Raw genomic sequence first — 19,482 nt, forward strand, 5'->3', positions numbered from 1 at the left:
AGTGGAGTTCTGTGAATGAAAACTCGATTTTATTGTATTGCTATGTGCGTCTGGTTATGTGGTCGTAATTGGGGTTTGTTGATTGATCATGGATAAGTCTAATTGAATTATGAAAATACTTACCTGTACTGTTGATAAGAAATAATTAATAGTCAAGTGATTTATCTTGTTGTGCGGGGGTGCGAGTGGCTTGAATTGTATGTTTTGCGAAGCTAGATATGAGATTTTTCTCTGATTGTGGGTTGCGGTTGTGGTTTGCGAGGTGCTTTTTCAGGGGCTGTTTGATTTTGAGAGTGGCTAAATTTATTTCTCGAATTATTCTTCGAGTATTTTGATTGATATTGCTGTCGCTGGCTGCGGGGTTGTTGCGCTTGGTCGGGATCGGCAGTGATTTGGCTATGGGTTGCGATATTGTTATAAGGGATGGCCTGCTGGATGCTTGTTATGTGCGTAGCATTTTTGAAAGGATGCGAAAGGGCGTGTTGTTGGCGCCCTATTTAAATCAGTGGATTTTCTGGAGCGCTAATTAACGCGAGCGTGAATTGCTTAGCGAGCTTTGCAAAGCTCCTTTTGTAGATCATTGAGACTAAATCCAGGTCGCACTTCAGTAAGCATTTTGTTGACGACCAACGGTTTCTCGATGAATCCATTGAACGCCTCGCTACCGTCCGCGCGGGCCCCAATGAGCGTTGGCCGAATCAGCGTTTCTTCATTCTCAGGTCGCCGTAAAAGCTGCGTACTCTCGAGAACCAGATTGCCATTCCAGTGGACCTGAAGTGCTGAATTAGCAGGCGTGCGTAATGGGAAGTCGACTGCTTCGTCGACCTGTAGACTGATCACTAGCTTGTTACAGGTTTCTTCTTTTTCAAGCGGAGAGCTGAACTGAACGACATTCCCATGCTGAATGCGTAAGCGCCTGTCTTCCAGCAGTTGCACCTGCCAGACCCCAGGTTGATCCACCAGCGACTGCACTCTCCTCGCGAATGGGGTGCCATGCAACGAGAGACCGATGCTATAGCCCCCATAGACTGGAGCTCTTTGCATTGGTCTGCCATTTATGATGCCTGGCTTCCCGTCGATTGGTGGTTGCCAGTTTAGTGGCACGATTCTGGTCTTCAGTTCCCATACTTTCAATAGGTTATCTGCTTCTCTGCTATTAAAAGCTTTTGTAGAATTCTGAGAGATTGCAACGCCAATTGGTGGGTATATATCGCCGCTTATTAGATTTCCTGAAAATGATCTATAAAATAAACGCCCTTCTTTAAAGATGCGTCCTCCATAGGAGTCGCCATTCTGGCTAGCCATTCCAAAAAATAATGTTTTTATTGGCTGGAATACACCGCCTTTTATCAGCGGAACGAGATCTTGCCCGTCCACTCCCTGCAGTTTCTCCCCTCCAGCCAGAGTTATAAGCGTCGGAAAGATATCCATGATCGTCGTAGGGACATTGATATCCTTGTTTTGATAACGGTTTGGCCAGTGCAATAAGAGCGGGCTGCGCTGCCCTCCCTCCAAGTATGTGGCTTTTACTCCGCTCAATGGCCAGTTGCTGTCTCGCGCCTTGTTAGGCGAGCCATTGTCGCTAGCGAATACCACAATAGTGTTTTCGGCTTGGCCTGAGTCCTGCAGTGCCTTCAGTACTCGTTCAACATTTTGGTCTAGCCGAGATAGCACAGCCAGATATCGGCCAGCGTTGGTGTCTGGATATTTTGCAGCGTCTTCTGCTGGTGGCTGATATGGCGTATGCGGAGAGTAAAGCCAGAGATTAACGAACCAAGGCTGGTGGTCGCTTTTCTGTATTATGCTGATTGCCTTATCGGTAAGAATGTCATCAAGATAGCCTTGGAATTGATGTGCAGGAGAGCTATTTTCCTGCAGCCAGGGGTTCCAGTGAGTTGGTCGGGTGCGCCGTAGTTCGCCTTGGGCATTCGGGCCCTGTAACACAAAATGATTAAGCATCCCGAACCAGTAATCGAAGCCATGCCGGGAGGGCTGAATGCTCGGGTACTCAAGAGCTTCGCCAATATGCCATTTGCCGATATGCGCTGTTTGGTAACCTAGCGATTGCAACTTCTTCGGCAGAGTATCCAGGTCTTCAGACAGTCCAAGACCTACTGGTTGGAATCCGATACTCGTTGGTTCCCGTCCGGTCAGCAGGGCAGCGCGGCTCGGTGAACAGGTGCTGTCGGTGTAATGCTGGCGGAACCGCACTGACTGCTGGCTGAGCCTATCCAGTGCTGGGGTTGGCGCTGTTCCATCTCCCCAGCTGGCCAGATCATTGTTCCCTAGATCGTCAGCCAGGATGAGCAGAATATTTGGCCGCGCTGCTTGATCGGCGTCATTGCCCGAACAGCCGGCAGACAGGAGAATGGCCAGCAAAGAAAAACAGTAGAGCGCGGTTTTACAAGAGCCCGCCACGACAAGGACCTCTGATCAATGAGTGACGCATTATTCCCGAAGCTGTCCGTTAATCAACACGCGATTCCGGACCCCTCAGGCCTGTTGATCAACTATCAGGCACTTGAGGATGCACAGGAACGACTGGCAGCGGTCTATCAGAGCAATCAGCCCTTCCCCCATATCGTCATCGACGACTTCCTGCCTGCCTGCACGATTGAAAAGCTGCTGCTCGAATACCCATCCGACCAGAGCCTGCCGGTTTGGAACGATGCAACCCATAAAGACAAGAGCAGTGGGGAGTACGTCCAGAAAGATAAACGTAACATTCGCGACAGTCTGCGGATGCCTCCGACCTATCGCCAGCTATTTTGGGAGCTGAACTCCCAGCGGTTCTTGCACTTTCTTGCTGGTATGACCGGTATTGGCAACCTAATCCCCGACCCCAACCTGCGAGGTGCCGGCATTCACCAGATCGGGCGGGGCGGCTTCCTCAAGGTGCATGCAGACTTTGCAACTCACCGCGAATTCGCTCTCGATCGACGCCTGAACTTCCTGCTCTACCTCAATCAGGACTGGCCAGAATCCTATGGTGGCCATCTGGAGCTTTGGGACAAGGATATGCAGGGTCCGCCAAAGCGGGTATTGCCCATCCTCAATCGCTGCGTGGTGTTCAACACCACCTCGACCTCCTATCACGGCCACCCACAGCCGCTCTCTTGCCCGGAAGGTATCTACCGCAAATCTCTGGCGCTCTATTACTACACCAATGGGCGACCGGCAGGCGAAGCAGAACCCGGTTTCGCTACGCTTTGGCAGGATGTCCCCGAAGCCTATCGCTGAGTATCGGCAGATGGGCCTTCAGCTTCAGGAAGGGCTTTTCGATAGCGTGGTAGCACAGTATCGCCAATAGCCAGGAGAGTACAAAGCTGCCGACAACAGCCACCAACATCCGACTATCCGATATATCGCTACCAGCGGCCTTGAAGGGGTATATCAGATAGAACTGCAGCGGGACGTGCACGAGATAAAGCGAATAGGAAATTGTGCCGAAGTGGCTGATCAGCGGATTAATGAAAATCCCCGCCCCTTGCGCCAGCGGAGCCAAGCTGCAAAGCAGCAAACCTGCCCAAAGCAGCGCCTCCAAATCATGGTAAAAAGGCATTGAGCGCATGGCAGCCTTCTGCCCTACCAGCCCATACCACTGCAGTAGCCCAATAAGCGCGGCAAACAGCAAGAGCGCGAGCAATCCGACCAGCCAAGGCGAACGGAATACCTTTGCGTAGCCACTGCTGACATGAAACCAAGCAGCCAATCCGCCTACCAGGAAGGCAACACCACGCCCAAACAGCGACGACTCGCTCCAGGCAGGCAAGCCAAGCCATTGCGGCTGCAATAGGTGAGCGCCGTGCAACATGAGCCAACTTGCAGTTGCACAAGCAACCAACCAACGCCCCCAACGATAATGCAGCGCCAGCATCAGCCAAGGCAGCAGCAGGTAGAACTGCACCTCGGTACATAGCGACCACCACGGCACACTGAAAGGAAAAATATCGAAGCCCACTGGGATAAACCACAGTGCCTTGAATGCCCCTACAGAGTTCTTGGTTACCAGCCAGGCAACGAAAACAGCGATGTAATACAGCGGGATGATGCGCAGTAGGCGGGCTAGATAAAACTGGCCAATGTTGACTTTCGCACCACTTCTGAAGGCTTTGATAAATGGCCGGGCCAGCAGAAAACCGCTCAGCACGAAGAACAACGTAACACCAGTGTTGCCGGCCCCAATGACCCTGAGCCAGATAGGCGACTCCTCCGGCAACTGCAGGCTTTCGCCCCGAAGAATGCCAAAAAAGTGGAAGGCCACAACCAATAGAATCGCCCAGCCTCGTAGTGACTCAAGCTGGGGGATATAGGCGCTAGGCTGGCGCAGGCCGGCTATTACGTTGAACATCTGTCGCTCTTACACTCACCGCTGAGAGAGGCATTGAACTTGGTGATACTGGGAGTATTGCCCCTGCATCTGCCCGAAGCCCTCATTGCAGCGACTGCCAACAAGACCACAGCCGAGAGCGACCGTAGGTAGTCCAGCGAATGCTCGCGTCACCCATAGCCAAATGCCAGCTCAAGGCAGCAACTAGCACACAACGGGAATCTGCCCCAATGGGTAGGATGATGGCGCGAAGAACCATGCCTCGATCGCATAACGCGAACGGGTCATCGATTCATCTACAGCCGTGCGATGAAGGTTCATCTCATCGAAGAAAATTGCGTCGCCTGCGGAGAACTTGAGCCTGACCGGCGCGAACTCTACGTCCCCAGACTCGACGAACCCTTCACCTACAGACCAGCCAAAATCTGCCCCGCCTTGACCGGTTGGCAATATCCGCCTCATACGAGCGGGCACCATGTCCATGGACGGCGCATCGACCCCGCAATCAGTTAGCGCCACCCACAGATTGAGTGTCCTGATTCCCTGCCCCAGGAATGCTCCATCTTGATGCCAGCCACCATTGCTGCCCGGCGCGACCCGTCGCAAGGTAGTCTTTTTAACTGACAGTGCAGGAGGCTCCCCCAGATAATCAGCGATGATAGGCAGAATCTGTTGACTCTTGAGCACCCTAATCAGCTTGAACATGGCCTTGGGAGAGTCGGCAGCAAGAACGCCCCCGCCCTCACGAACCCATTTTCTCGCCACGCGCACTTCGCCGTTCTCCGGACATGGGCGCAAAGGAGCGAACCACTCGTTAGTCATCTGAGTACCTGCCAGATCGTCATACGCCTGCATCGCCTTATCTATGCACTCGGTCAACTCCTGAATAGTCTGCGCCCCGAATAGCCCCCTGACGATGAGAGCACCATGATTCATCACCCCCTGAGCCAGCAACGATGCTTCAAGTTCGCTGGCCGGAATCTCCGGGATGGAGCCTAACGGGAAACTCAAGCCGCCAGTTTCATGAGGCCATTGTTCACTCGCAGCGCTAAGTGGCATACGAAAAAAGCCACCATGCCGCATCTGCATCAGTCGGGTAAGTTTCTCCGCTGTCTCATAACCCACGATATCGGCCTCAAGTGCGCAAATGGCCTCATAGATTCGACCTTCTGCGAACAAGCTTTCCGCAACGCTCAACTCTTCCAAAGTCATCCCCTGTCTAACAGCGAAACTAAATCGGCTATGCCTGCTGAGCAGGTTGCTTTACGCCCTGCCCGATGCGCTTCAGTTTTCGCGTATTTTCCAGATGCTTGCTGGCGTGAACATAAAAGGCTCGTAGGGTAGCGGCCGACTGCTCGGTTTGGCCCTCAAATAACAACTTGAGTAGCTCCGGATCCTGACTCCGGTCACCACCTGGCTTGCGCAGAACCCCCAGGCCGAAGCCATGATTGAAGGTGAAAGTTTCGTGCTGGCCACGAATCTCTTCCCAGAACTTCCAGGCACCGAAGTCCTGCAGGCGAGCTTGAACATCGTGGAACAGGATGACGCCACCCGGCTTGACCTTCGGATACCAGTTTGCGAAATCAGCACTGACCGCCTCATAGGTATGGAAGCCATCGATATGCAGCAGGTCGATGCTGTCCTCGTTGAAATGCTTCAGCGCATCTTCGAAGAACATGCGCATCAGGTATGAGAAGCCGTGGTAATGCTCCCGGTTGTGGCTATTCACGGCGTTGAACACTGATTCATCATACTTCGCGGTGTGCTCGTCACCCTCGAATGTATCGATCGCGTAGCACAGTCCGTCGATCTCGTTTTCCTTCATCGATTGGCAGAAGGTGAAATAGGACAGGCCTTTGTGGGTGCCGAGCTCGACCAGCATTTTCGGGCGCAAGGCCGCTACTAGATCGTAGCCAAACGGCAGATGGTCGACCCAGGTGCTGAATACCATATGTAGCGGGACGAATCGGCGGATCGACGGCGGCATGTAAACGTGACTCATTCGGTGCTCCCTCTGCCCGTACGGGCACGTTGTGTCGTTTGGCCCGTCATCGCGAGCCCTACTTTGGTATCTGATTTTTAGGTGTTCTTCAGGCGCTGATCCGCGTACATGTCCTCACCGCGCTCAGCACAGCGTGCCATGCGGTGCAGGCCGCGCTCTACAGAGTGCTTCAGGTAGCGCAAGGCCTGTGGAGGAACCGCACCCAGCAAGACAGGCTCGACCGTAGGTGAGCGAAACGGCTGACCGAGCAACTCGGTTAACTGCTGGCTCTGTCGCGCAAGAATGGCCTCACGCTCCGCCACCTGCGACGTAGTCACGCCTCCATGCAGCTGGTGAAAAGACCCCTCTCCCGCCAGCATGAAACTGGTAGTGCGCGGGTGCATGGCCGCCTTGCGATAGATGAAAAGGTTGAGCGCGCCGCCCCCAGGCATATCGAAACGCTCGTCTGCCCGGCCTATCTCGTTGAATAGTTCTGCCGAGAAGAACAGGCAGTTGCACTCCATGAACGGGTGAAAAATACCGTTCGGGTTGGCGCCGCTAAGGCAGGAAATATCGAACAGGCCATAACCATTGTTCTGCCAGTCGATATCAGCCAACAGCTGTTGCTCGACAGCCTCAGAGTATCCATGGGTAAGGTGGTACTGCTGTTCGTTTTCCCCTAGGTGGTATCCCGGCACAACGACCATGGCGTCCGCACTAAGGCGCATGGCCATCAGCACATTGCGCACCACACCGGGCGTTACCATTCGCGCGCCATCGATCATCAAGCCGATGTGCCGGCCTTGAGCCTGGCTGAAGCCGAAATTGATTGCCGCAGCGGGCGAAACGCCAGGCTCGTCACGCAGGAAGTAACGGAAGTTCCCGGGAAGAGCCTCTATCGCAGATACATCCATGTTCCGCCGCGAGCGATTCTCCACCACGATGACCTCATAGTCGGCGGCATCGACACCCTGCTGATAACACGGACTCAGGCTTATTAGGGTGTTGAGCGCCTGACGCGGCATGTCGTAGGCAATCACGATGATTGACAGCAATGGCTGGCTCATTCGGCCTGCACCTTGTCTAGCGAATGCCTGATAAAGCGATACACACTTGGGTGCGGAGTACCGAACAGTACCGGCCTAACATTAGGTGGTGCGCGGTTATCACCGCGCAGGGCGCGATCCTGATCATCCAGTTGCTTGTAGATAATGTCCCGCTCAGCCTTGCGCGTGCCGGTGGTGACACCACCGTGAAACTGGTGGAAAGACCCCTCACCGAACAGCATGTAGAACGCTGTCCCGGGGTATTCGAGCAGCCGCTTGTATAGATCCAGGTTGGCGTTCCCACCACCAAAATCGTTGTAGCGCGGATCCACGCCCCCAAGGGCATGCCACTTCTTTACCGACATGGCGATGAAGTTGCTTTCATAGTTGGACTGAAAAAAACCGCCCTGACAGGAGCCGCTAAGCACCGAGATGTCGAATAACCGATAGCCATCACTCGGCCAAGCGATACTTTCCAGCAATGCCGCCTCGGCCTGCTCGTCATAGCCTTCATTGACGGCTACCTGCTGCAACTTGTGGCCGATATGATAGCCGGGGGCCGACACGGCGGCCTGCGAGTCTATTCTGAAAGCATCCAGGGCAAGACGTACAACGCCTGGGGTTAGCATTCGTGCGCCATCGATCATGATCGCCAGATGCTGGCCGCGCGCCTGGGAGGCACCGAAATTGATGGCATGGACCGGTGTTCGTTGTGTTTCGCGCCGCTGAAAATAGCGCACGTTACGCGCATGGCGGCAGGCTCTCTCTGCCCCCAGCAAACGGTCAGAGTGATTCTCTACCACTATGACCTCGTAATCCTGCTCTAGCACGCCCTGCTGGTAGACAGGACTCAGTGAATACAACGTTTTCTCCGCCTGATCAGGCATCTTGTAAACGATGACGATTACCGAAAGCCGGGGGCGACGACGGAAAAAAGGCATAACAAGCTCCCTGGATTCAGCGCGCGCGAGCACACAGCTGTCGATACAGATGGTCAAGTTCGGCCGGCAGGGCCTGCTCCTGCCGAGCATGGTGCTTCAGCTCGGCACTGAAGAACCGCTCCTCCGCTAAGGGCTCGCTTCCCAGCCCCAACTCCTGGAGCACAGCACCAAGCTTGGAATGGAGAACGTCTTCGTCCTCATCAAAACAGAGCAGAGGGAATGAGACCTTCTGGTGCAGATCCAGGAGCCGCTGGTTATAGGCCTGCCAAAGCGCAAACGCATGTTTCTGCGGCATACCACCTCGCGCATTCAGGGATTGAGCGACGGCCGTTGGATGGCGAAAGATTCCAACAAACTGCAGATCGGGCAACAGCTCCCACCACCCATCGAGCAAAAGCAGCGTGCGCGGATCTTTGAACCCCCAACGCAACGCCCCCTGATACTCGGCAATCAGCTCCTGAGCGCGAGCCTTTTCCGCTTCGCTCCAGATCACTCGCTCCTTGGGCGGGTTATCCCAGGCAGAATCGCGCGCTGCCAACACCGAATCATTGAATGCAACGATATCGAGGTTTTCGCGATTGCCTTTGAGATTATGGGGGTTCCAGGCGCTGAACTTGCCGAGCTCCAAGCCTGCCTGCTGCAGAGACCCCGTCAGAAAACTCGTACCGCTGCGGTGCATGCCGACCACCATGACAGGCCCCGGCTTTGACTCCATGACCCGTGCCTGAACCGTCTGGCTGCGAGAGAAAATGTTACGGATGAACCGCATTTGCGCCTCTTGTTCTTGATTTAAGGCTGCCTATCAGACGATGTTGCAGCGTTGCCCTCCTGCCTCTTGCTGGAGGGCCGAGCCATTGTGTTTAAATGGATCGCCCTTTTCAATCTGGCTGCCAAAATTGATGAACTACCGTGAAATCCTGCTCTACGGGGTCTATAGCGACCTGCGCACGGAAATTGCCCGGCGCTTCTTAGGTTTTCTCTGGTGGATCATTGAGCCGGTCATGTACATGGCCGTGTTCTACGTCGTATTCGGCCTGGCATTACGCCAGGGAGACGCCAACTACGTGCCTTTTCTGCTCAGCGGGATGATTGCCTGGAAGTGGTTCGACGGATCGGTACGCCAAGCCGGTACTGCACTTGCTGCCAATGCCGGCCTTCTTCAGCAAATTCACGTACCGAAGTATCTGTTTCCACTGATCCAGATCCTCAGCAATACCTTCAAATTCCTGATCGTACTCCTGCTGCTGCTAGGTTTCTTGCTAGTGACCGGGCACAAGCCTACATGGAGTTGGTTCGCGCTTGTGCCGGTCATCCTGACCCAACTGACCCTGATAATCGCCCTTGGATTCCTCCTGGCCTCCATTATTCCCTTTGCTCAGGACCTCAAGCAGGTCGTCGATAACTTGCTGATGCTGATGATGTTCATGTCCGGGATCTTTTTCAACGCAGACCATGTCCCAGAGGCATTGCGCCCAGCATTTGAACTGAACCCGATGGTGCTGATCATCAGCGCATACCGCATCATTCTGCTTGAGGGGCAATGGCCGCAATGGTCTCAGCTTGGCTACTCCCTTCTGTTTTCCGCTCCGCTTCTGATTACGGCAAGCCTGATTTTCAGGCGTTATGAGCGGCACTATCCAAAGCTGACGTACTAGGTGTCGCATGGACAATAAGCCACTGATTAGTGCCAAAAATGTAGGCGTTTATTATCGCCAGCGCACAGGTGTCCTGAGGTACGAGCGCTTCTGGGCTCTGCGCGATGCCACCTTCGACCTGCGCCCTGGCGAGACACTAGGGGTCATTGGCAGCAACGGCGCAGGCAAGAGCACACTTCTTCGCCTGATCGCCGGCATCATAGATCCCGACCAGGGCCAGCTATATCGACGCCCAAATACAATAGCCAATCTGCTCGCCCTCAACGTGGGCTTTAAACCCGAACTTTCCGGGCGCGAAAACGTTCGCTTCAGTGGCCTTTTGCTGGGGCTTTCTCGGCAGCAGATTGACGAGCGCATTGACGAGATACATCGCTACAGCGAGTTGAAGGACTTCTTCGAGCGACCCGTAGGCACCTACTCGACAGGAATGCGGGCACGCCTCGGTTTCGCACTAGCCATTCAGGCCGACCCGGACATCCTGCTGATCGATGAGGTTCTGGGGGTTGGCGACGAAAGTTTCCGCCTCAAGTCGCACGCAGCTATGAAGGGCAAAATTGCCTCCAACAAGACCGTAGTGCTCGTCTCGCACAGCATGGAAGCGATTCGCGAGCTGTGTGATCGGGTCTTGTGGCTGCATCAAGGACGTACCGTAGTCTGCGATAGCGCCGACATAACGATAAGCGGATACACCGAAACCGTACGAATGGCAGTAAAAGAGCTGCAAGCCAAAGAGCGCGAGCAGGCTGCCCTCCTCAGAGAACACGCCCCCCAGATCTGAGTCCAAAACGACGATGAATGCGAAATCAAAAATAATTGTCGTGCTTGGCATGCACCGCAGTGGCACCAGCGCCCTGACCAGAGGCCTGCAGGTACTGGGCGTGTCACTGGGCGACAACCTGATGCCTGCCTTCGAGGGCAACAACAGCAAAGGCTTCTGGGAAGACCTGGAAATCGTCGCGCTCAATGATGCCCTGCTGGCCGAACTGGGTATGAACTGGCATAGCCTCGGGGCGCTACAGAAGCGACACGACTGGACCAAGCTGCTGGAGCACCCGTTGGCAGCGAAGGCCGAAGCCTATCTGCAGTCGCAAATAACGCAGCATCCGCTGTTCGGTCTGAAAGACCCGCGCATGGTGCGCCTACTGCCCTTCTGGCTGGAAATATTTCGACGTTGCCAGGTCGAACCCGTCTTCCTGATCAGCAGCCGAGACCCGCTAAGCGTTGCGCGATCTCTAGCCAAGCGCGACGACTTCCTCCTCGGCAAAAGCTATTTCCTGTGGCTGGAGCATGTTCTACCGGCACTATTGGAAACCCGCGGTCATCGTCGTCTGGTAGTCGACTTCGATCGACTACTCGAACAGCCCGCTAACGAGCTGGAGCGTATAGCGCGACTCACAGGGCTGCCGGCACCGGTTCAAACCGAGCTGGACGCTTACCAGGAAGAGTTCCTGGAAAGCGGGCTACGCCATCACCAACATACCCAGGATGAGCTTACTGCCGATCCACACCTGGCTCGGGAAATCGCCCTGATCCACGCGCTGGCACAACGCCTCGCTACCGACCAATCAGATCTTGATGAGCCCACTGTCCGCGACGAGCTTGAGTGGGCACAAGACTGGTTGAAAAACCTGGGGCCTATTTATCAGGTGCTGATAGAGCAGAATGCTCAGATGGCGTCGGTAAGTGAGCGACTCGATGCGCTGCACAAGGAAAACGCCCACCTCAATCATGTCTCCCAGGCTCTGGCGAATACTCAGCGCGAGTTCCAAGGTCTAGCCGAAGTAGCTCAGGCTCTATCCAAAGAAGTTCACGACCTCTCTTCCGCTATACACGCCATGCGCCTGTCTGCGTCATGGCGCATCACCGCGCCGATACGCGCACTGACCGGTGCTGCTCGCCAGGCACTGCAGCGGCTGAAACCTGCCATGCGCCTCACAGCCAAGAGGATCTATCACCGCCTGCCAGCCAAGTTGCGAGAGCCCTGCCTGCGGCTTGCCTATCGCTATTTCGGCATCCTGTTTCGCGGCATGGGCCATTATGAAGCTTGGCGCCTGGCCTGGACTCCTGGCCAGCCCAAGCCATCCAGCCTCAGCTATCGCCGGGCAGAGTTGACTGGTGAAGGCCGCTACCAATTGGAGCAAAGCGAGTATCCGGCTTACTGCTACCTGCCACCACGACGCACTTCGGCGGTGGAGAAAGTGCTGGAAGAGCTCCCCCGCCGGCCGCTGATCTCAATACTGACTCCGGTCTACGGCATAGAGCCGCATTATCTGCAGGCCCTGATCCGCTCAGTGGAACAGCAATGGTATCCACACTGGGAGCTGATCCTCGTCGAGGACGCCGGCCCCAACCCGGCCACCAAAAGCTTTCTGTCTTCACTGAACGATCCGCGCATCAAGGTCAGACTCTGCGACGAAAATGGTGGGATATCGGTCGCCAGCAATATTGCCTTAAGCATGGCTAGTGGCGAATACGTGGCCTTTCTCGACCATGACGACGAGCTGACTGCCGACGCGCTCTATGAGCTGGTCTGCGCGATCAACAACTGCGACCCTGATTTTATCTACAGCGACGAAGACAAGATCGACGACGCAGGCAACTACAGCCAGCCCTTCTTCAAGCCTGACTGGTCGCCTGATGCCCTCATGAGCATCATGTACACCTGTCACTTGGCCTGCATGCGCAAGAATCTGATCGAAGAGCTCGGAGGCTTTCGTCCGGCCTTCGACGGCGCGCAGGACTATGATCTAGTACTGCGCCTGACCGAGCGCACACAGCGCATCCACCATATCCCCAAGGTGCTCTACCACTGGCGTACGCTGCCCTCATCGACGGCTAGCGGCCTGGAGGCGAAACCCTACGCCAGCAGCGCCATGTCTCGACTCAAGGAAGAAGCTTTGCTGCGACGCGGCCTCAAAGGCAGCGTCGAAGAAGTCGCGGAAATGCCCAGCCAGTGCCGGATCAATTACCACCCTGTAGGTACCCCGCTCGTCTCGATCATCATTCCGAGCCGCGACAACAGCGAAGTCCTAAGACGCTGCATCGACTCGCTGCTGCGGGAAACACGTTACGAACACTATGAAATACTGCTAATCGATAACGACTCCGCGACCCCCGAGGCGCTCGCGTATTTCGACCAAGCCGCAGAGCACGCGCGGATAACTGTGCTGCGCTATCCGCATCCGTTCAACTACTCGGCCATCAACAACCTCGGTGCGCGCGAGGCAAAGGGCGAGTACCTGCTGTTCCTGAACGACGACACCGAAATACTCACCCCGGACTGGCTAGAACGCATGCTGGGGTTTGCTCAATTGGAGCACGTAGGTGCGGTAGGGGCCAAACTGTTGTTCCCCAACAGCGACACTATCCAGCACTGTGGCGTGCTGAACCTGGCGGCCGGTCCTGGGCATGCTTTCTACAATGCTCCCGCAGACGCTCCACTTTACTTCGGACGCAACATCCTCGAATGGAACTGGCTGGCCATCACTGGCGCCTGTCTGATGGTCAGAGGCGACAAGTTTGCAGCCGTAGGAGGCTTCGACGAAACCTTCCCGGTGGGCTACAACGATGTCGACCTCTGCTGGCGCCTGCACGATCAGGGCCTGAAAAACCTTGTATGCAACGCTGCGCGGCTGATCCACTACGAATCCGTTTCCCGCGGTGTTGACGATGACGATCCGGTAAAGCTGCGGCGACTGGAGAAAGAGCGGCGCCGCTTATACCAGAAGCATCCTCATCACTTCATGACGGATCCCTACTTCAATCCCAACCTGCATGGCAGTAGCGTGAACTTCCTTGCGCAGAACTTCTGACGAGCCGACTCCAATGACTCAGCGCTACCAGGGCATCAGCGAAGCCTTCCGCGAACAACTGCCGCACGTCCGGGCAGTCTCTTTCGATGCATTCGACACCCTGTTCGTCAGGCTTCTGCATGAGCCTGAAGCACTGTTCGACCTGATGGCCCTGAAGTTGGAGGTAACGGACTTCCGACATCAGCGCAGTCTCGCCCAGCAGCGAGGGTTCCAACGCATGCATCAAGATGGCCGCCAGGAAATATGCCTGAACGACATCTACGCCAGCATGCCGGAAGCCTTATCCAGGCTGAGTGGGCATGGCGATCTTGAGCAGCGCCTGGAGCAGCAGGTTCTGCGGATAAACCCGGAAGTACTTGCCCTGATGGATGAGGCACGAGCGGCCGGCAAGGAAATAGCACTGACATCCGACATGTACCTGCCGGAAGACTTCTTTCGCGCGCTTGCGGAGCGCATGGGCATCGTCGTCGATCATTTCCTGATCTCCTCCGCCCGCAACAGCACCAAGCGCGATAGCGGTGCACTCTTCGAGCATCTGTGCCAACAGCTTGGCAGGGCGCCCGCCGAGATACTGCATGTCGGCGACAATCCCCTGGGCGACGTCCAGCGAGCGGGTGAAAAAGGCTTGAGGCACCTGCACTATCAAGCCCCTGAATTCAACGCCCCTGACAACCTCCCCGATGCCCGCAGCTCACTCAGCATCGGGCTGTCGCGCTACGGCACCTACTTCCCCAATAACAGCCCCTGGTGGCAGTTGGGATGGCAGTTCGGCGGCCCCGTGCTGCGGGACTTTCTCCAATGGATCCAGCAGCAAGCCCGCCTGGACAACGTGGACCGCATCCTCTTTGTTTCACGCGATGGCTACTTGCTTCACCAGCTGCACCAGGCCTCAACGGAACAACAGGTCCAAGCCTCCTATCTGCGTGGTTCTCGCGTGTCGTTCACGCTGGCCAACCTCACCGAGCAGAACTTCCTCAAGCACGTCCCCTTCCTGATGTCAGGGGCCGACAGCATCACCCTGGAAGATCTTTTCAGCAGAATCGGCCTCGGCCTGCCCGATGAACAAGTGCTGCTCGACCTGGGCCTGACCAGCGCGACCGCACTGAGTCAAAGCAACACTGAAGAAATCACACAGTTCCTGATCGCGATGCGGCCCAACCTGCTAAAAGCCGCCCGCGAAACCCGCAAGGGCCTCTACCGGCACCTCCTGGATCTGGGGCTAAGGGATGACATGCGCATTGCCTTTGTCGACGTCGGCTGGAGTGGGACCACCCAGCAGGCCTTCCAGAGCGCCTGCGAAGGCATGTTCGACTGGGAGGTAACCGGCTACTACCTCGGCCTTTCCGAACACTCAAGCAAATTGGCCAGCAGCCGAAACCTCAAACTCCGGGCCTTCAGCGAGAGCATGGGACTCAGCCACCTGCAGTCGCTGACGCTTTATCGCAACCGTGCCGTTGCTGAACTGTTCTTTTCCGCCCCTCATCCCACCACGATCGGCTACCGCTCCGCCACGGACAAGAGCCTGCAGTTCATCGAGGACCTGGAACGGGGGCTCGACTATGACATCGCGCCCATCGTTGATGAGATCAACCGGGGCATCGCTGATTACGTGCAGAGTGCCGAACACCTCTACCAAGATCTGGCACTACCTCAGGGCTATACAGGGTCGCTCGACAATCTATTGCAACTACTGAGCAACCCGACACGCGCCCAAGTCGACTTGATCGGAAAAATCTACAACTGGGATGCTTGGGCCAGCAGCGAGAACCGCCACACTTATTTTGCCTTTGCAGGCGACGGTCAAAACAGCAATATTAAGCCCGACCTCTGGCCAGCAGGTTGGAACGCACTCAAGGCCTGATATCGCGGGCGATAGGTGCCAGATGACAACAAGAAGAACTAATTCTGCAACCGTCGTTCAATAGAGCGAATAGAAACCATGCACTCCTGCGTAGTGTCACCATCGCGCCCTCAAACCCATACACCCTGTGAACAAGAGCAGGTGGCGATTCTGTTGGCAACGTACAACGGTGAACGCTATCTGGCAGCCCAGCTGGAGTCTCTGCTCTCACAAACGCACCAGAACTGGTCTCTCTATGTGTCCGATGATGGCTCCAGCGACGACACGTTCAATGTTATTGAGCGCTACCGAGCCGATATCGGCAATCGCCTGAGCCTTTTCCAAGGCCCGCAACAAGGGTTCGCCATCAACTTCCTGTCCATGGCAGCCAGAGATGGCATAACGGCTGACTACTTTGCCTTTTGCGATCAAGACGATCTATGGCACCCGGACAAACTGGAGCGGGCTGTCGCCTGGCTACGCGAATGCCCCGAGCAAATACCTGCACTGTATTGCTCGCGCACCCGTCTTGTTAGCGCACACGGCAGCCCCCTGGGCCTCTCACCGTTATTCCAGCGCCCACCCTCCTTCCAAAATGCTCTGGTGCAAAGCCTTGCTGGCGGCAACACCATGGTCTTCAACGCAGCACTTAAAAGGCTAATCAAAGAGGCTGGCACACTTCCAGTTGTCTCACACGACTGGTGGCTATACATGCTGACCAGTGGGTGCAACGGTAAAATCTTCTACGATCCAAAACCCTCTATCGACTACCGACAGCACTCCACCAATCTTATCGGCTCCAACAACTCATTGATGAGCCGGTTGAAGCGTCTGAGAGGGGTCATGTCCGGGCACTTTCTAGAGTGGAACGAGATTAATCTGGAAGCGCTGGAGAGCTGCAAACATCTGCTAGCCGTACATCATGGCAAGACACTGGAGCACTTTATGCACTCTCGCAGAGCCAACCTTATCGGCAGGGTAATGGGCACATTGCGCTCCGGCATCTATCGCCAGGGGAGGCTGGATAACCTGGCACTGATTACTGCCGCACTGCTACGCAAAGTCTGATTCTGCAGAGCCTAACCTTAAACCGAGCAATCTGCCTGCTTGAACTGGCCATGCCTATTCTCGTCCAATACTCACTTCCATCCTGTTCTCGGAGCCACCATGCGCCGCCTGCTGTCCGCCGTTGTCCTCTCGTCTCTCTGCTTCACCGCTACCACCCAAGCCCAAACCCTGGTCGCCACCAGTAACATCCTCGTCCGCGCCCTGGATCGCAGCCTCGACTTCACCTCCGACACCACGACTTCAGTACGCGATATGAAAGTCGTGCGCGCCGCTCGTGACGAGGCGGCCAGCTTCGTTGCCAGTGGTGGTGACCTGCGCGGCGCCCAGCTGGAGGCTGCCTTCGGTACCTTGCGCGAGCATCTGCCGGAAGCGCGCCAGGCATCCGACTTGCAACTGGCCGCAGCCATTCTCGCGCTGTGATCATGCGCGCCGCGTGGCTGGCGGCGCTGCTCCTGCTGGGCGGGACGGCCAAGGCCGAGCTGCGCTTGATGCTGGATAGCAGCGACCTGAGCCCTAGCGATCAGCAGGCCAGTCAGGCCCTGCTCGACCAGGCCATGGCCCATCTGCCGCCAAGCTTCATCCAGCGTCTGGATCGTGAAGTGACGGTAAGCTGGTCTGATGATCTGCCTGCCGAGGCCTACGGACGCATCACCCGCCTCGACGCGCTCAGCCTCAACGCCCGCCTGCTTCCACGCTTGCTCGATCCGGCACAGGCCACGGCCGACAGCGGCCGCAGCCACGGCAATCTGCAGCGCGAGGTGCTGGCCACCGTGCTGCATGAACTGACCCACCTCTACGACCGTGCACGCCTCTGGCCGCAGGAAGAACGGCGCCTGCAACAACGCTGCAAGCTCGACCTGGCACGCAGCGGCCCGGTCGGCCTGCGCGACGAGTGCCGGGGGCAGGCAGAACGCCGCTTCAGCCTCAGCGACGACCCGCGTCTGCTTGACCTGGCCGGCTGGCAACAGGCCGTGGGCAAGCGCGGCGCCCGCGAATCGGATAACGGTCAGGTGGCGCGCAGCCCGGACAGCTATGAGCTGAGCAACCCGCGTGAATTCCTCGCGGTGAACATGGAGTACTTCCTGCTCGACCCCAGCTATGCCTGCCGCCGCCCCAGCCTGCAACGCTACCTGCGCCAGCACTTCGCCTGGCAACCTGCCGAGCAGAACACCTGCCCCGACAGCTACCCCTACCTCAACGCCGGACGCGACTTCGCCCGCCAGCCACTGGGCCAACTCGACCCCGAGCAGGTCTACGAAGTCGACTACCTGCTCGCCGAAGCCAACGACCAATGGGCCAGCCGCTGGGGCCACAGCATGCTGCGCCTGGTCATCTGCGCCCCGGGCAAACCGCGCGGTCCAGCCTGTCGCCTGGACCTGAGCCATCACCTAGTGCTGTCCTACCGCGCCTTTGTCGGCGACGTGCAGTTGTCCAGCTGGGACGGCCTGACCGGCGTCTACCCTTCTCGACTGTTCATCCTGCCGCTGGAGCAAGTGATCGAGGAATACACCAAGATCGAGTTGCGCAGCCTGGCCTCAGTACCACTGCGGCTCAGTCGTGACGAGCTCGAACAGCTGGTGGTGCGCGCCGCCGAGCAGCACTGGAGCTATGACGGCGACTACTGGTTCCTGTCCAACAACTGTGCCGTGGAAACCCTCAAGCTGCTGCGTAGCGGCAGCGGCCAGCGTCAGCTGCAGGCGCTGGACAGCATCATGCCCAACGGCCTGCTCGCCCTGCTCGCCGGGCGCGGTCTGGCCGACATGAGCGTGCTCGATGATCGCCGTGAGGCACTGCGTCTGGGCTATCACTTCGACTCCTTCCGCGAGCGCTACCAGGCCATGTTCGCCATCCTGCGCGGACGCCTGCCAATCCCCCAGGAGCGGGTGGAGGACTGGCTGGATCTACCGGCCAAGCAGCGCCAGGTATGGATCGAGCCGGCCGATCTGCGCGCCAGCGCCGCACAGCTGCTGCTCGAACAGGCTGCCCTGCGCCGCCAGCTGCTGCTGGCCCAGGAACAACTCAAGCAGCGCTACCTGAGTGCCCGCGATGACGCCCAGGATCAACGCTTCAGCGAGGCCGATGCCACCCTGCGCGAAATCCTCGCCAACAGCGGCTTCCTCAGCCGCCCGGCCGAACTGCTCGACGCCGGTTACGGTCTGCCGCAACCCGGCGAATGGCAACGCCTGGAAGCCGAAAGCACAGCCCGCCAGGTACGCCTGCGCCAACTCAGCGACAGCCTCGATCAGGAGGTGCGCACCTTGCTGGAGCCCGCGCTGCTGGCCGAGGTCGAAGCCAGCGAGGCCAACCTGAAAAGCCTGGGCGCGCACCTGCGCCAGCTACACGATGCCGGCGGCGGATTACGCCTGCCCTGAGTCATAACACTTCCTCGTCCTCTGCTGGCAACTGCGGATCCAACTGCAGCCAGGGCAGGCGGTTACTCACCCAGATATGCCGATCCGCCGGCGCCTGCTCGGGGTGATCGAGGCTGGCCACCGTGATGTCCAGGCTGTCCGGGCTGAGGCTGGTGAACAGCACCAGGTGACAACCGCAGTGGCTGCAGAAATAGCGGATACAGCTGGCCGACGAGGCGTAGGCCGCGGCCGTGCCATGTGACCAGTGGAAGCTCGCCAGTGGCACCGTCATCCAGGTGGTGACGATGCCGCCGGTAGTGCGCCGGCAGATCGAACAGTGGCAATGGGCGATGTCCTGCACGGGAGCATCGATGCGGTAACGCAAACGGCCACAGTGGCAGCCGCCGGCAGTGGATTCGACCATAGTCGTCCTCCTGATCAGCTTTTCACCCTAGCGC

Annotated in this window: 16 protein-coding genes; 8 read left to right on the forward strand and 8 right to left on the reverse strand. The window is 57.1% G+C overall.

Annotation, left to right across the window (positions count from 1 at the left end):
- Positions 1-546: 546 nt before the first annotated feature.
- Positions 547-2,379, reverse strand: coding sequence for a sulfatase-like hydrolase/transferase (locus ACF8C6_RS16920; RefSeq protein WP_392500343.1), 1,833 nt, complete (start codon positions 2,377-2,379; stop codon positions 547-549).
- 57 nt (positions 2,380-2,436) lie between these two features.
- Between ACF8C6_RS16920 and ACF8C6_RS16925 the strand changes: the two genes are divergently transcribed.
- Positions 2,437-3,240 carry a 2OG-Fe(II) oxygenase gene (locus ACF8C6_RS16925; protein ID WP_392500344.1) on the forward strand — a complete coding sequence of 268 codons (804 nt, stop codon included), beginning with the start codon at positions 2,437-2,439 and terminating at the stop codon, positions 3,238-3,240.
- Here ACF8C6_RS16925 and ACF8C6_RS16930 read toward each other — a convergent pair.
- The 6 genes from ACF8C6_RS16930 to ACF8C6_RS16955 all read right to left on the reverse strand — a co-directional run bounded on the left by ACF8C6_RS16930 (position 3,203) and on the right by ACF8C6_RS16955 (position 9,067).
- Positions 3,203-4,351, reverse strand: a complete 1,149-nt coding sequence (locus ACF8C6_RS16930; protein WP_392500345.1) for an acyltransferase family protein — start codon at positions 4,349-4,351, stop codon at positions 3,203-3,205. The genes ACF8C6_RS16925 and ACF8C6_RS16930 overlap by 38 nt on opposite strands.
- 183 nt (positions 4,352-4,534) lie before the next feature.
- Positions 4,535-5,542, reverse strand: a complete 1,008-nt coding sequence (locus ACF8C6_RS16935) for a phytanoyl-CoA dioxygenase family protein (protein ID WP_392500346.1) — start codon at positions 5,540-5,542, stop codon at positions 4,535-4,537.
- A gap of 28 nt (positions 5,543-5,570) precedes the next feature.
- A complete protein-coding gene (locus tag ACF8C6_RS16940) occupies positions 5,571-6,332 on the reverse strand; it encodes a class I SAM-dependent methyltransferase (protein WP_392500347.1) in 762 nt (253 codons plus the stop codon).
- Positions 6,333-6,409: 77 nt separating this feature from the next.
- Positions 6,410-7,378 carry a glycosyltransferase gene (locus tag ACF8C6_RS16945; RefSeq protein ID WP_392500348.1) on the reverse strand — a complete coding sequence of 323 codons (969 nt, stop codon included), beginning with the start codon at positions 7,376-7,378 and terminating at the stop codon, positions 6,410-6,412.
- Positions 7,375-8,298, reverse strand: coding sequence for a glycosyltransferase (locus ACF8C6_RS16950; RefSeq protein WP_392500349.1), 924 nt, complete (start codon positions 8,296-8,298; stop codon positions 7,375-7,377). The genes ACF8C6_RS16945 and ACF8C6_RS16950 overlap by 4 nt, the downstream gene beginning before the upstream one ends.
- A 16-nt stretch (positions 8,299-8,314) precedes the next feature.
- Complete coding sequence (locus ACF8C6_RS16955; RefSeq protein ID WP_392500350.1) at positions 8,315-9,067, reverse strand: sulfotransferase family protein; 753 nt, start codon at positions 9,065-9,067, stop codon at positions 8,315-8,317.
- A 130-nt stretch (positions 9,068-9,197) separates the two neighbouring features.
- Here ACF8C6_RS16955 and ACF8C6_RS16960 point away from each other — a divergent pair, with 130 nt between their 5' ends.
- The 7 genes from ACF8C6_RS16960 (at position 9,198) to ACF8C6_RS16990 (ending at position 19,045) form a co-directional block, all read left to right on the forward strand.
- Positions 9,198-9,953 carry an ABC transporter permease gene (locus tag ACF8C6_RS16960; RefSeq protein WP_392500351.1) on the forward strand — a complete coding sequence of 252 codons (756 nt, stop codon included), beginning with the start codon at positions 9,198-9,200 and terminating at the stop codon, positions 9,951-9,953.
- Between the two features lie 7 nt (positions 9,954-9,960).
- On the forward strand, positions 9,961-10,731 hold the full coding sequence (locus ACF8C6_RS16965) for an ABC transporter ATP-binding protein (protein WP_392500352.1): 771 nt from the start codon (positions 9,961-9,963) through the stop codon (positions 10,729-10,731).
- A gap of 13 nt (positions 10,732-10,744) precedes the next feature.
- Complete coding sequence (locus ACF8C6_RS16970) at positions 10,745-13,765, forward strand: glycosyltransferase (protein WP_392500353.1); 3,021 nt, start codon at positions 10,745-10,747, stop codon at positions 13,763-13,765.
- Between the two features lie 13 nt (positions 13,766-13,778).
- On the forward strand, positions 13,779-15,626 hold the full coding sequence (locus tag ACF8C6_RS16975) for an HAD family hydrolase (protein WP_392500354.1): 1,848 nt from the start codon (positions 13,779-13,781) through the stop codon (positions 15,624-15,626).
- A 141-nt stretch (positions 15,627-15,767) separates the two neighbouring features.
- Positions 15,768-16,673, forward strand: coding sequence for a glycosyltransferase family 2 protein (locus ACF8C6_RS16980; protein ID WP_392500355.1), 906 nt, complete (start codon positions 15,768-15,770; stop codon positions 16,671-16,673).
- A 99-nt stretch (positions 16,674-16,772) separates the two neighbouring features.
- Positions 16,773-17,093, forward strand: a complete 321-nt coding sequence (locus ACF8C6_RS16985; protein WP_392500356.1) for a DUF2388 domain-containing protein — start codon at positions 16,773-16,775, stop codon at positions 17,091-17,093.
- A 2-nt stretch (positions 17,094-17,095) separates the two neighbouring features.
- Positions 17,096-19,045 carry a DUF4105 domain-containing protein gene (locus ACF8C6_RS16990; RefSeq protein ID WP_392500357.1) on the forward strand — a complete coding sequence of 650 codons (1,950 nt, stop codon included), beginning with the start codon at positions 17,096-17,098 and terminating at the stop codon, positions 19,043-19,045.
- A gap of 1 nt (position 19,046) precedes the next feature.
- Here the strand turns inward: ACF8C6_RS16990 and ACF8C6_RS16995 are convergent, their stop codons facing one another.
- The gene (locus ACF8C6_RS16995) at positions 19,047-19,448 is read right to left on the reverse strand and encodes a GFA family protein (RefSeq protein WP_392500358.1); all 402 of its coding nucleotides are present in this window, start codon (positions 19,446-19,448) and stop codon (positions 19,047-19,049) included.
- Positions 19,449-19,482 lie beyond the last annotated feature (34 nt).

It is taken from the genome of Pseudomonas sp. zbq_18, assembly GCF_043102245.1.
Classification (GTDB): domain Bacteria; phylum Pseudomonadota; class Gammaproteobacteria; order Pseudomonadales; family Pseudomonadaceae; genus Aquipseudomonas.